Genomic DNA, 13,788 nt, shown 5'->3' with positions numbered 1-13,788 from the left:
CCGACCGCGTGGTCTGTGCGCGCCCTGTGGCGGCCCTGTGGACGCGTTCGCGCGACCCGGGTCGCCAAGGGGTATCACTCAGGGTGATTTGATTCACGCCGAGTTGACGTGCATGATGAGGAGACTTAGCTTAGGCACGCCTAAGAACGCTTGGGCGTGTCTTTTGAGTGCTGGGGAATGCCAATGTGGGCCGACGGAGTACCGAACCTGCTCATCGGTCTTCGTGAGGGGCTCGAAGCGGGCCTGATCGTCACGATCCTGCTCGCGGCCCTCCGTAAGAGCGGGACCGCGGAAGGCGACACCGCCGAGACGGACGGCGAGCGCCGCGCCCCGTCCTCCGCCCCCATCTGGCTCGGCGTCATCGGCGCCGTCGCGCTGGCCGGCAGCTTCGCCGCCGTACTGACCTTCTCCACCAGCGTGCTGTCCTCCACCGGCCAGGAGGCCGTCGGCGGCATCCTCAGCGTCCTGGCGGTCGGCCTGGTCACCGCGATGGTGTTCTGGATGCGCCGCACCGCCCGCACCCTCTCCGGCGAACTGCGCGGCAAGGTCGAGCACGCGCTGAAGTTCGGCACCGGCGCGCTGGCCGTCACCGCGTTCCTCGCGGTCGGCCGGGAGGGCCTGGAGACCACCCTGTTCCTGTGGACCGCGGCGCGCACCGCGCACGACACGGTCGCGCCGCTGGTCGGCGCCGGCGTCGGCATCGTGGCCGCGGTCGTGCTGTGCTGGCTGCTCTACCAGCGCGCCATCCGCATCAACCTCGGCACCTTCTTCTCCCGTACCGCGCTCGCCCTGATCGTCATCGCCGCGGGCGTCCTCGCCTACGGCCTCGGCGACGTGCAGGACGCGGGCCTGCTGCCCGGCCAGAGCTGGATCGCCTTCGACCTGTCCTCGCACATCGACGCCAACTCCTGGTGGGTCACGCTGATCAGCGGCGTCACCGAGCTGTCGGTCAAGATGACGGTGCTCCAGGTCGCCGCCTGGCTGGCCTACCTGCTCGTGGTCATCCCCGCCTTCGTCCGCGCCGACCGCCCGGCGGTGCCGCGGGCCGAGGAGGGCCCGGACGGTGAGTCGTCCGGCGCCCCGGTCTGGGTGCGGCGGGTGCGCTCCGGCGTCGGCGGCGCGCTCAACCAGCGCCCCTGGACGGTCGGTTCGGCCCTGGTGCTGGTCCCGGTGGTGGCCGCGACCGTCGCCATCACGGTGCTGCCCGGCTCCAAGGGCTCCGACGAGACCGACGTCACCGTCACCGGCAAGGACTGCGCGCCGGAGTTCGCGTCCGCGCACACCGGCAAGCAGACGTTCTCGGTCGACAACAAGTCCGGCAAGGCCGGCGAGATCAACCTCGACAACGCGGCCGGGGCGATCGTCGCCGAGATCGAGACCCTCGGCCCCGGCACCACCGCCGAGATGGCCGCCACCCTCGGCCCGGGCACGTACACCTTCAAGTGCATGATGGGCTCCACCGGCGTCACGCAGTCGGCGACCGTGCAGGCCTCCGGGCACGGCGACGCCACCACCGTGGCCGCCGTCAAGCCGGTCACCCTCAAGGACCTGACCGGGCCCAACGGCCAGTACCAGGGCTACGCCGCGGGCGTCCTGAAGACGCTCGCCTCCGATGTCGCCAAGATCAAGGCCGACCTGGGCAGGAACGACACCGGAGCCGCGAAGACCGACTGGCTCGCAGCCCAGCTCGACTGGGAGCGGGTCGGCGCCTCGTACGACAGCTTCGGCGACGACGGCCTCGCGGTGGACGGCCTGCCGGACGGCCTCCAGGGCGGCGTGAACGACCCGGGCTTCACCGGTCTGCACCGCCTGGAGTACGGCCTTTACCACGGCCAGAGCGCCAAGGACCTGGTGCCGGTGGCCGACACCCTCACCGCGAACATCACCAAGATCCAGAAGAACCTGACCTCCGACGACCTCGCGGGCGACCCGACCAACCTGCCGATCCGGGCCCACGAGATCCTGGAGGACGCCCTGCGTGACCACCTGTCGGGCATCGACGACCAGGGCTCCGGCATGGCGTACGCGGAGACCGCCGCCGACGTGGACGTGACCCGGACCGTGCTGGGCGAGCTGACCCCGCTGATCGACGCCCGCTCGCCGAAGCTGATCGGCACCGTCACCGGCCAGCTCGACACGCTGGACAAGGCGCTCCAGGCCACCCGCGACGGCAACACCTGGCAGTCGCCCGACAACACCCCGCAGGCCCAGCGCGAGCAGGTCAACGCCGCCATCGGCGCGGCCCTCCAGACCCTCTCGTCGGTGCCGGACCTGCTGGAAGTCCCGCCGAGCCACTGACGCCGACCCCGTCCCCGTACCGCACGTGCCCAGCACGACGTCGAGCACGAACCCCGAGCACAGATCAGGAATGAGCCAGAACCGATGAGCGTAAGTCGCCGCAGTTTCCTGAAGGGTGGCACCGCCGGCGCGGCCGGAACGGCTCTCGCCGGTGGCCTGATCGCCGGCGGGGCGCACGCCGACGCCCGCAACGGCAACGGCTCGGGCGACGCGGGCAAGCCCGCCTCGTACCCGTTCCACGGCGCCAACCAGTCCGGCATCCTCACCCCGGGCCCGGCGCAGAAGCAGGCGTTCGCCTGTCACGTCGCGATGGACGTGACCGCCGCGAACAAGGCCCAGCTGGTCGAGCTGATGAAGACCCTCACCGACCGGGCGCGCTTCCTGACCGCGGGCGGTACCCCGCCGGACCTCGGTGTCAGCCAGCCGCCGTCGGACAGCGACGTGCTGGGCCCGGTCGTGCCCGCGGACGGCCTGACGGTGACGCTGGGTCTGGGCGCCAGCCTCTTCGACGACCGCTTCGGCCTCGGCGCGCACAAGCCGGCCAAGCTCACGCCGATGACGATCTTCAAGAACGACTCGCCCGAAGCGGCCTGGATGCACGGCGACCTGATGGTGCAGCTGTGCGCGCACAACCCGGACACCGTCCACCACGCGCTGCGCGACATCGCCAAGCACACCCGCGGCGCGATGCAGATGCGCTGGCGGATGGACGGCTTCGCCGCGCCGCCGCGCCCGTCCGGCACCGGCCGCAACCTGCTGGGCTTCAAGGACGGCACCGCGAACCCGACCGGCTCGACCGCGCAGGACCTGGTGTGGGTGGACGACTCCGCCGAGCCGTCGTGGACCCGGGGCGGCACGTACCAGGTGGTCCGGCTGATCCGGATGCTGGTCGAGTTCTGGGACCGGGTGTCGATCAACGAGCAGGAGGGCATGTTCGGCCGCCGCCGGGACAGCGGCGCTCCGCTGGACGGCAACAACGAGTTCGACACGCCGGACTACAAGGCCGACCCGCAGGGCAACGTGATCCCGCTGGACTCCCACATCCGGCTGGCCAACCCGCGCACCCACGCCACCGACAACCAGCGGCTGGTGCGGCGTTCGTACAACTTCGACACCGGGATCGACGCCAACGGCAACATGGAGGTCGGGCACACCTTCGTCTGCTACCAGCAGGACATCCAGCGGCAGTTCGAGACCGTGCAGAAGCGGCTGGTGGACGAGCCGCTCATCGACTACGTGCAGCCGTTCGGCGGCGGGTACTTCTTCGTGCCGCCGGGTGTGAAGGACGGCTCGGACTACCTCGCGAGCGGGTTGATGAAGGCCTGACGCCACGCGCGTTTTCGGAGCTTTTCGGCACGTAGGGTGTCGTGTAAGGGGCGGTCGCCATGGTGACCGCCCCTTACAGCGTTCATGGGGCGTCGTTCACGGGATGTCGTTCAGGGGACGTCGTTCACGGGCTGACGGTGACGGCGGCCAGCAGGTCCGCCACGATGCGGGTGCCGCGCAGCGTCAGCACGGACTCCGGGTGGAACTGCACGCCCGCGAAGCCGGGCCCGCGCAGCGCGTGGACGTCACCGGTGACCGGGTCGCGGCTCAACTCGACGCCGTGCATGCCGAGTTCGTCGGCGGTGCGGTCGTCGCAGCGGGCGGTGAAGGTGTTGTAGAAGCCGACCGTCTCGACGTCGCCGAAGAGGTCGACGCGTTCCTGGGCGCCCTGGAACGGCACGTCCTTGCGCACGATGTCCAACCCCATCTCGGCGGCGAGCAGTTCGTGCCCGAGGCACACCCCGAGCAGTCCGCCGCGGTGGCCGTCGCGGTCGCCGTCGTGGCGCCCGGCGATCAGCTCGGCGGCGAGGGAGCGCAGGGCGCGCATCTTGGGGTCGGCGGCGTCGCGCGGGTCGCCCGGCCCGGGGCCCAGCACCACGGGCCCGTGGTGGGCGAGCACGGCCTCGCGCAAGCCCGGCGCGTCGTAGTGGCGCACGGTCACCTCCAGGCCGCAGGAGCGCAGGACGTGGGCGAGCATGGCGGTGAAGGTGTCCTCGGCGTCGACGACGAACGCGTGGCCGGTGAGGGGGGTGTTCTCGGGGGCGGTGCCGGTGCGGGTGCGGGTGCTGAGGCCCGTGACCGTCCCGGCGCCGGCGCCGCGGTCGCGCATGCGCAGCCAGAACGGCGCGAGGTTGGCACGGCGGGCGTCCAGCGCGGCCCGCACCCGGAAGTCGTCGGCCAGGCGCGGGCGTTGAGCGGTGTTCCGGTGCGGAGCCGCCTGGGGCCGTACCCCCAGCGCCGCCAGCACGCCGGCCGCCTTGGCGTGCGTCTCGGCGACCTCACCGCGCGGGTCGGAGTGGCGTACCAGCGTCGCGCCGACCGCGACCCGCAGGGCGCCGTGGCGATCGATGTCGGCGGTGCGGATCAGGATGGGGGAGTCCAGGGTGCGGGCGCCGCCGCCGTCGCGGCCGATCAGGGCGAGCGCGCCCGCATAGTAGCCGCGGCCGTCGCGTTCGTGGCGCCCGATGACGCGGCAGGCGTTCTGCACGGGGGAGCCGGTGACGGTGGCCGCGAACATCGTCTCGCGCAGCACGTCGCGCACGTCCATCGAACTGCGGCCGCGCAGTTCGTACTCGGTGTGCGCGAGGTGGGCCATCTCCTTCAGGCGCGGGCCGACGACCTGGCCGCCGAGGTCGCCGACCGTGCACATCATCTTCAGTTCCTCGTCGACCACCATGGTCAGCTCCTCGACCTCCTTGGGGTCGTGGAGGAAGTCCAGCAGCCCTTCGGCGGTCGGCCCGGAGGCCGGGTAGCGGTAGGTGCCGCTGATCGGGTTCATCACGACCGTGCCGCCCGCCATCCGCACGTGCACCTCGGGGCTCGCGCCGACCAGGGTGCGGTCACCGGTGTGCACGACGAACGTCCAGTACGCGCCGCGTTCGCCGTCCAGCAGCCGCCGGAACAGGGCGAGGGCGTCGCGCGCGGTGAAGCCCGGGACGTCACCGCGGAAGGTGCGGCGGATCACGAAGTTGGCGCCCTCGCCGCGCCCGATCTCGTCGCGCACGACGCGTTCGACGACCTCGGCGTACGCGTCGTCGTCCAGGTCGAACGCGCCGCCCTCGACGCGCACCGGGTGCGCGGGCAGCGCGTCGAGCAGGTCGGCGAGCGGCAGTTCGTGGTGTTCGTCCGGCCGCAGGACGAGCAGCGGCGTCCCGTCGTCACGCACGTCGAACCCGCGCTCGCGGATCTGCCGGAACGGCACGAGCGCGAGCGCCTCGGCCCGCCCGGGCACGGCGTCGTCCGGCAACGGGATGTCGGCGAGCCGCTCGACCGGCCCGACCGGCCCGATCAGCACTTCGACCAGATCCTCCGGTCGCCCCGGCGTACGGCGGCGCAGCAGGGCGAACGGCGGCGCCCCGGGCTCCAGCAGTCGCCGTACGAGGTCGGGGGCAGGGGTGTCGGTGGTCGTCATCGTGGGGGTTTCCTTCCGGTGAGGAGGACGCCCCGCGCAAACGCCGAAGGCCGCCCTCGGGCGGCCTTCGCGAAGTGTGATTGCGTACGCGCGATCAGTGGGCCGCCGGATGAGCGGTCCACCACCACATGGAGTGAGTCTGCGTCACGTACACGAGCCACACGATAACGCATGCGCGGTAGGCGGAACGCCCGGAAAGCGACGGGCGGGGGGCCGGTCCCGCGTGAGACCATGATCGCCGTGAACGGGCCCGGGGGAAGCACGCGAGCTGGTGAACCGGCGATGAGAGCCCGTGAGCCGGTGCGAGCCGGTGAGCCGGTGCCGGAGCCCGACGCACGCCGCGCCTTCGCCGTGCGCCTGGGGAGCTTCCGGCGCGGTGTCGCGCTGGTCCCCACGGCGGCCAATGGCGACCTGTGGTCAGGACACCGGGGCGGGGTCCGCTGGATCTACGCCTTCACGGACGAGCGCGCCATGGCGTCGTTCGCGGCGCGGCTGGAGCGCACACCGTGGCGCGAGCGGTCCACGTACCTCGCTCTCAGCGGGGCACGGCTGCTCGACGTGGTGGTGCCCGCGGCACCGGAGCCGACGGGCGTCGTGGTGGACGTGGCGGGCCCCGTGCCGCTCCTGCTGCCGCCTCTGAGGGGGATCGTGCCGGACGCGGCGGCGGTGGACGGATAGGACGTACGCGGGGACGGACGCGTACACGGGGAGGGGAACGCGATGGCGAAGGACCTGGGTGTCAGCCCGGACGACCTCGAGGACGCCGCCGACGGGATCAACGGGGTCATCCACGAACTCCAGTCGGTCGGCGGCGCGGCCGACGGCACCCTAGGGCGCGGCTTCAAGGATCTGGCCCTCGACGGGCTCCAGCTCGGGCACGAGGGCCTGACCGCGGCCCTCGGCGGGTTCTGCGACCGCTGGGAGTGGGGGGTGCGCACGCTCGTGAACGACGGCACCGAGTTCGCCGACCGCCTCGGCCTGTCCGCGGGGACGTACTACGCGATGGACACGTACGCGAGCGACACCTTCAAGGTGGACGTGAACGCGGCGGCGGGGGACCCCTACCTGACGCACGATCAGGTCGAGAACTCCTCCTGGCACACCGTCCTGTCCCGCAACACGGTCACCGACCTCCAGCACCCCGACTACAGCGCCGCGTCGGTCGAGCAGGCCCAGCAGCACGACCGGAAGACCCTGGACGTCGCCGCGCGCGACCTGGCGCGGAACTCGCCCGCCGGCCGGCTCGCCGGGCTGGCCAGTGGCGATGGCCAACTCGACCGCGTGGTCAAGGACTTGACGCCTCCGACCGAGCGACTGGGCGGTACTCCGGCCCAGGACGGTGACCAGTGACCGGGTGGGGCTGGTTCGAGCACGAGGCCGACCAGGCCGGGGACTCGCTGGGGCGGGACTGGTCGAGCCTGAAGAAGACCGTCGGCACCGGCGTGGACAAGGCCGCCCACGAGGTGGGCGGATACCTGGACCACGTGGGACTGCACGACGCGGCGCAGTGGGTGGACGACGAGGGGGACGACCTCGCGTCCGGCATGGGTGGTGCGGTCGCCGAGTGCGAGCTGGGCCAGAGCGACGATCCCACGAAGCTGGTCCATGGCGATCCCGCGGCGATACGCAAGCTGGCGGGACACCTCGGAACGTTCCGCTCGGCCTTCGAGACCGCCCACAAGGGCATGGCCGGCCTCAGCCCGGAGAACTGGACGGGGGAGGGCGCCGACGCCTTCCGGGAGAAGTTCGCCGCACACCCCAGACAGTGGCTGAACGCGGCGGACGCCTGCTCCGGTGCCGGTGAGGCCCTGGACCGCTACGCGGACACGGTGGAGTGGGCACAGAAGCAGGCGGAGCGTGCCATCGAGCACTACGAGGCGGGTCGCCGCGACAACCAGGCCGCGGTGAACGACTACAACGAGCGGGTACGCCGCTACAACGACGCCGCCGACGCCTACAACGCGACGCTGCGCGACGGGCACGACCCCGGGACGCCGCCCACCGAGCCGTCACCCCCGGGACGCCCCGGGGACGAGGCGGTCAGCCTGGCGAAGGAGACCCTGGCCGCCGCCCGCGGGCAGCGCGACGAGGCGGCCCGCGAAGCCCAGAAGGCTGTCGATGCGGGCACCCGACTGGCGCCCAGGACACCGGCGTTCACCGAACGCCTCCGGCTCGACGCGGTCGACCTGGCCAACCCGGTGCACGCGGAACACGTGCTGGGCGGCGCGGCCCTGAGCGCCGGGGACATGGTGGACTTCCTGCGCGGACTGTCACCCACCGACCCCTACAACCTCACGCACCCCGCCGAGTACCAGGAGCACACGACCGACACGCTGGCCGGGCTCCTGCTGGCGGCCGACCACCCGCAGATGCTGGCGAAGTCGGTCGTCGGCACGGGCTGGACGTCCGACCCCGACCAGGCCTCGGGGTACTTCGTCACCAACCTCCTCGGCATGCTGGCGGGCGACGGAGGGGACGCTCCCGGGATCGCCGCCGACCGGGCCGCCGCCGACGCGGGCGACACGGCCGGCGGCGCCGCGCGCGACCAGCTGGCGCAGGACGGGCCCCGGACCTCGGCCCGCCCCCAGGACGCGGTGACGGACTGCGGTGACCCGGTCGACGTCGCCAGCGGCCGGATGTACCTGGCGCAGACGGACGTGACGCTGGACGGTCTGCTCCCGCTCTGCTTCACCCGCAGGACGGATTCCGGCTATCGGGCCGGGCGCTGGTTCGGGCCCTCCTGGTCCAGCACCGCCGACCAGCGGCTGGAGATCGACGACGAGGGCGTGATCCTCGTCGCGGAGGACGGTCTCCTGCTGTCCTACCCGCACCCGGCGGTGGGCGTGCCCACGTTGCCCGCCGAAGGGCCGCGCCTGCCGCTGGAGCGGTGTGCCGACGGCGGGTACACCGTCAGCGATCCCGACACGGGACGACGGTCGTACTTCACGCCGTACGGCGACACCGCCGCGCTCCTCACCGAGGTGTCGGACCGCAACGGCCTGCGGATCTGCTTCGACTACGCGGACGACGGCACCCCCACCGGCATCGTCCACGACGGTGGCCACCGGCTACGGATCACGACGGAAGACGGCCGCATCACGGCGCTCGCGCTCGTCGGCCGTGGCGACGAACCGGACACCGAACTGCTGCGGTACGGCTATCGCGACGGCTGCCTGACCGAGGTGGTCAACTCCTCCGGGACGCCCCTGCGTTTCACGTACGACGCGGCGGGCCGCGTCACCTCCTGGACCGACCGCAACGGCCACGGCTACACCTACGAGTACGACGAACGCGGCCGGTGCGTCAGGGAGTCGGGCGACGCGGGCCACCTGCGGTACGCCTTCGACCACGGACGGCGGGACGAGGCGACCGGCGAACGCGTCACCTCCGTCACCGACTCCCTCGGCCACACGACGCGTTACGTGATCAACAGTGCGTTGCAGGTGATCGCCCGGGTCGACCCGTCGGGGGCCGTCGAGCGCTCCACCTGGGACCGCTACGACCGGCTGCTGTCCCACACGGATGCGGTGGGCCGGACGACCTCTCTCGGCTACGACGCGAACGGCCGCCTGATGACGGTCACTCGTCCTGATGGGCGGGTCCGTTCCACCGAGTACACCGCTGAGGGTCTGCCCCGTACGGTGACCACCGAGGACGGCTCGGTGTGGCGCCGGGAGTACGACGAGCGCGGCAACGTGGTGGCGACCGTGGACCCGCGCGGGTCGGCCACCCGGTACTCCTACGACGCCCGCGGCCGTCTCACCGGCGTGACCGACGCGCTGGGCCACACCACCCGGGTGCGGTGCGACGCCGCCGGGCTCCCCGTCGAGGTCACCGACCCGCTGGGCGCCGTCACCACGTGTGAACGCGACGCGTTCGGCCGCGTCGTGGCGGTCACCGATCCGATGGGCGCGGTCACCAGGTCGGCGTGGACCGTCGAAGGGCTGCTCGCCTCACGCACCGATCCGGACGGCGCGACGCAGCGCTGGACCTACGACGGCGAGGGCAACTGCCTCACCCACACCGACGCGGTGGGCGCCGTCACACGCTTCGCGTACACCCACTTCGACCGGCTCGCCGCCCGCACCGATCCGGACGGAGCCCATTACGAGTTCACGCACGACACCGAACTGCGACTGCGCGCGGTCCGCAACCCATTGGGCCTGACCTGGACCTACGACTACGACGCGGCCGGCCGGCTGATCGCGGAGACCGACTTCGACGGCAGGCGCACCACGTACGCCCACGACCCGGCCGGGCAACTCGTGCGGCGGGTCAACGCGTTGGGGCAGAGCGTCCGTTACGCGTACGACGCGTTGGGCCGGATGACGTCCAAGGACGCCGACGGGCGGCTGACGAGTTTCGCGTACGACGTCGCGGGCGACCTGGTCCGCGCCGTCACCGACGACGTCACCCTCGTCCAGCGCCGTGACCGGCTGGGACGCGTCACCTCCGAGACGTGCGACGGCCGGACGATCAGCTTCACCCACGACGCGCTGGGGCGGCGCGTCCGGCGGGTGACCCCGTCGGGAGCGGTGAGCGTCTGGGACCACGACGCGGCGGGCCGGCGGACACGGCTCACCACGTCGGGCCGGGTGGTCGACTTCGCGTACGACGCAGCGGGCCGCGAAGTCTCCCGGTCTGTGGGTGAGTTGCTCGCTTTCGGACAGACCTGGGACGCCGGTGGCCGACTGGCCGGGCAGACCGTGTCACGTCGCGAACGAGTGCTGCGCAGCCGGGCCTACACCTACCGCGCGGACGGCAACCTGACGGCCGTCGAGGACAGCGCCGAGGGCCACCGTGCCTTCGATCTCGACCCGGCGGGCCGCGTGACCGCCGTGCGGGCCGAGGGGTGGGTGGAGCGGTACGCGTACGACGCCATCGGCGGGCAGACGTCAGGGGAGTGGCCGCAGGGGCACCCGTCGAACGAGGCGACGGGCGAGCGGGCCTACCGCGGGACGCTGCTGACGCGGGCGGGCCGTACGCGGTACGAGTACGACGCGCAGGGGCGGTTGGTCCTGCGGCAGCGCACCCGGCTGTCGCGCAAGCCGGAGACCTGGCGGTACGAGTGGGACGCGGAGGACCGGCTGGTCGCGCTGACCACGCCGGACGGGCAGGTGTGGCGGTACGTCTACGATCCGCTGGGGCGGCGGATCGCGAAGGAGCGGGTGGCCCCGGACGGGGTCGCGGTCCTGGAGCGGACCGCGTTCACCTGGGACGGCGCGACGCTCGCGGAGGAGACGGCGGAAGGCGGTGACCTGCCCAGGCCGGTCAGCCTGACCTGGGACCACGACGGCCTGCGCCCGCTGACCCAGACGGAACGCGCGGGTGTGTCCCAGGAGGAAACCGACTCCCGCTTCTTCGCCATCGTCAGTGATGTGGTGGGCACGCCGACCGAACTCCTCAGTGAAGACGGGGAGATGGCGTGGCGCACGCGCGCGACGCTGTGGGGAACGACGGCGTGGGCGTCCGGCAGCACGGCGTACACGCCGCTGCGCTTCCCGGGCCAGTACTTCGACCCGGAGTCCGGCCTCCACTACAACGTCTTCCGCTACTACAACCCCGAAACAGCCCGCTACACCACCCAGGACCCCCTGGGCCTCGACCCGGCCCCGAACCCGGCGACGTATGTCCCGAACCCGCACGCTTGGGTGGATCCCCTGGGACTGGCACCGTGTCCGAAAAATGGAGGAAGGCTATCCGATCCGCTTCCTGACCCCAGGCTCTCAAAGCACTTCATCAACGCGTATGAAGAAATCCGGGCCGGGAACGGGGTGCCCCAAGTCGACGGTAGCACCGGGCTGCAGAAGACGTTCGAGGGTCGGAAAACGCATGAGCGATGGTGGTCTGGTGCCAAGGAGTACAGGGTGCCGGGAACAAAAGGTGACTCGGCGCGGATTCTCGTCAAGACCTTGCCTGACGGGAGAAAAGTGATGGGTTGGACTGTCGATCATTACGTTACAATCCGTAAGTTCACGGCACCACACTTTCCTGATGACGGATGGAAATAGTGGTTTTTTGGCCTCCGAGGAGAAGAAGTATGTTGGCGCGCCACCGTTTGTTCCTCTATCAATTTGTATGGGAGGAATCCCAGCAGCCGATCGTGGCGGCGAGGGATGTCGAAGGTTTTTTCTGTGACGTCGAGTCGGTCTCATCCAGCTTGCGTCTGGTTGATGCTGAATGGGCTGACGGGGTGAGGGGCGACTCCTTCCAAGAGGTTGAAATGCAGGTGCTTGACGCCAACTCCGAGGCCATGGCTTCCTACTACCTGAGGGAACTCGACGTGCTCGGCAGTAGTGGCGACGGGGAGAACCTGATGCTTGACGTGACCGGATACTCTCTACCCTTTCCATATGCGGGCGTTATCTGGCGTCGCTGGGCGAGATCCCGCCCCCGGTCAGTGGGGGAGTGGAAAGAACTCGGAGTCGACTCCTACGAGAGCTGGCTGCACGTCGTGCAGACGGCCTGGTTCGAGGCCGGACGCCGGGCCATGCGGTATACGAACACGTCGCCATACGTCCTCGAAGGGCGCGACCTGGGCACAATGGCAGGGTTCTATTGTGCGTTGGGGGAAGTGATCAACGGGCCCGGGGGGTACTTCGGGGCCAATCTCGCGGGGCTCGACGACTGCCTGTCAGCTCACGGGCCGAACGGCAACGGGGATACGTTCCAGCTTGTCTGGCATGACTATGCGGACTCGCGACAGCAGCTCGGGCGGGACGAGGTCGAGGGGATGGTGAGAGTGTTGAGGGAGCGTGGTGTCGACCTCTGTCTCCAGGAATAACCGAGTTGTGAGGATAACCGGCCGCGACACGGACACGATCGGCTTGGGCGAGATTCCGTGCCCGGGGCTGGAAGAGATCAACTCTCAGGAGGAGTTCCACGCGGTGACCATCACGGAAGCGGAGTTCGAGGCTGCCTGGGTGCACGCTCACCGCAGTGCGTGATGATGTGATCACGGGCGAGGCTGCCTTGTCCGACCCGTGAGGGGATCGTGCGGGGGCACTGCGGCCCGCAGCATGGGACTGTGGTCGGTCACAGCTGGGTGGACAGGTAGAGGGTCAGGGCCGCGGTGACGATGAGTGCGGCGTTGAGGGCTATGCGGCGGTCTTCGATTGTCAAGTGGACGGCTACCGCTCCGATTTGCAGGAGTACGAAGCCTATGGCGGCGGCTGACGCCAGTGCGGGGGCTATGCCGGTCAGGGGTGGCAGGATCAGGCCCGCCGTGCCGAGTATTTCGACCGCCCCCAGCGTCCTGACGGCAGGCAGGGGCACGCGGTCCACCCAGGCCATCATCGGGCGGAGTCGGTCGCGGGTGCGGGTCACCTTCAGCGTGCCTGCGTAGGCGTAGAAGAGCGCGAGCAGGCCCGCGACGATCCAGTAGGCGATGTTCATGGTTCCCGTTCATGGGCCGCCGGGTCCCGGGGCCGGTCGATTGCGGCGATCGTGTGGTGCGGCCGGCTTCAGGCCAGGTCGGTGGCGGGCTCGGTCGCGTAGCGGCTCATCGCTTCGACGTTGGCCTGTGGCGTCATCGCGCGGCCGCCGGCGAGTACGTCCCGGAGGTCCCGGAAGTACTGCACGTACAGGTCGGGGGTGAACGTGCTGAGCATGACCGCGGGTTCGTCGGTCGGGTTGGCGAACGTGTGCGGGGTGCCGGGCGGCACCATCACCAGCGTGCCCGCGGTGGCGTCGTGGTTCTCGTCGCCGACGGTGAAGCGGATCGTGCCGGAGAGGACGTAGAAGCCCTCGTCGTGCCGGGCGTGGCGGTGCTGCGGGGGGCCCTGGGTGTGCGGGGCGAGGACGGATTCGGCGATCGCGAGGCGGTGGCCGGTGTGGCTGCCGTCCTCCAGGACCCGCATGCGCGTGGTGCCCAGAACCATCACCTCGCCCTCGTCGGGGCCCACCACCGAAACGGCGGGATGGATCTGCGGCTCGTCGGCCTTCGCTTCTCCGGTCATGTTCACGAGTTCACCGCCGGGTCCCCGGGGCTGTCCAAGACCTGTCCTGCGACGCCGATACCTCGTGGGTATCGT

General features: G+C 70.9%; 10 protein-coding genes. 7 read left to right on the top strand and 3 right to left on the bottom strand.

Annotation, left to right across the window (positions count from 1 at the left end; translation table 11 throughout):
- Positions 1–183 precede the first annotated feature (183 nt).
- On the top strand, positions 184–2,298 hold the full coding sequence (efeU, locus tag K7472_RS15290) for an iron uptake transporter permease EfeU (protein WP_252395645.1): 2,115 nt from the start codon (positions 184–186) through the stop codon (positions 2,296–2,298).
- An 84-nt stretch (positions 2,299–2,382) separates the two neighbouring features.
- On the top strand, positions 2,383–3,624 hold the full coding sequence (gene efeB / locus K7472_RS15285) for an iron uptake transporter deferrochelatase/peroxidase subunit (protein WP_222978209.1): 1,242 nt from the start codon (positions 2,383–2,385) through the stop codon (positions 3,622–3,624).
- A gap of 124 nt (positions 3,625–3,748) precedes the next feature.
- Here efeB and K7472_RS15280 read toward each other — a convergent pair whose 3' ends face one another.
- The gene (locus K7472_RS15280; RefSeq protein WP_222978207.1) at positions 3,749–5,755 is read right to left on the bottom strand and encodes an anthranilate synthase family protein; all 2,007 of its coding nucleotides are present in this window, start codon (positions 5,753–5,755) and stop codon (positions 3,749–3,751) included.
- Between the two features lie 282 nt (positions 5,756–6,037).
- On the opposite strand from K7472_RS15280, the gene K7472_RS15275 reads away from it, so the two are divergent.
- From K7472_RS15275 to K7472_RS33705, 5 genes are read left to right on the top strand one after another with little or no spacing between them, the layout of a single operon-like run.
- On the top strand, positions 6,038–6,433 hold the full coding sequence (locus K7472_RS15275) for an SseB family protein (protein ID WP_222978205.1): 396 nt from the start codon (positions 6,038–6,040) through the stop codon (positions 6,431–6,433).
- A gap of 42 nt (positions 6,434–6,475) precedes the next feature.
- A complete protein-coding gene (locus tag K7472_RS15270; RefSeq protein WP_222978204.1) occupies positions 6,476–7,105 on the top strand; it encodes a hypothetical protein in 630 nt (209 codons plus the stop codon).
- Positions 7,102–11,766, top strand: a complete 4,665-nt coding sequence (locus K7472_RS15265; protein WP_222978203.1) for a putative T7SS-secreted protein — start codon at positions 7,102–7,104, stop codon at positions 11,764–11,766. The genes K7472_RS15270 and K7472_RS15265 overlap by 4 nt, the downstream gene beginning before the upstream one ends.
- A 29-nt stretch (positions 11,767–11,795) precedes the next feature.
- Positions 11,796–12,539, top strand: a complete 744-nt coding sequence (locus K7472_RS15260) for a barstar family protein (protein WP_222978202.1) — start codon at positions 11,796–11,798, stop codon at positions 12,537–12,539.
- Positions 12,511–12,702, top strand: a complete 192-nt coding sequence (locus tag K7472_RS33705) for a DUF6881 domain-containing protein (protein WP_372457968.1) — start codon at positions 12,511–12,513, stop codon at positions 12,700–12,702. Before K7472_RS15260 ends, K7472_RS33705 begins: the two co-directional genes overlap by 29 nt.
- An 88-nt stretch (positions 12,703–12,790) precedes the next feature.
- On the opposite strand, the gene K7472_RS15255 is transcribed toward K7472_RS33705, so the two are convergent.
- Both K7472_RS15255 and K7472_RS15250 read right to left on the bottom strand, forming a co-directional pair.
- Positions 12,791–13,150: a DoxX family protein gene (locus K7472_RS15255; RefSeq protein WP_222978201.1), complete on the bottom strand. Its 360-nt coding sequence runs from the start codon at positions 13,148–13,150 to the stop codon at positions 12,791–12,793.
- A 68-nt stretch (positions 13,151–13,218) separates the two neighbouring features.
- Positions 13,219–13,713, bottom strand: coding sequence for a cupin domain-containing protein (locus tag K7472_RS15250; RefSeq protein ID WP_222978200.1), 495 nt, complete (start codon positions 13,711–13,713; stop codon positions 13,219–13,221).
- Positions 13,714–13,788: the final 75 nt, after the last annotated feature.

Source organism: Streptantibioticus parmotrematis (assembly GCF_019890615.1).
GTDB classification, from domain to species: Bacteria; Actinomycetota; Actinomycetes; order Streptomycetales; family Streptomycetaceae; genus Streptantibioticus_D; species Streptantibioticus_D parmotrematis.
Note: the sequence above shows the minus strand (reverse complement) of the source record. Positions and strands in the feature narration are given on the sequence as shown.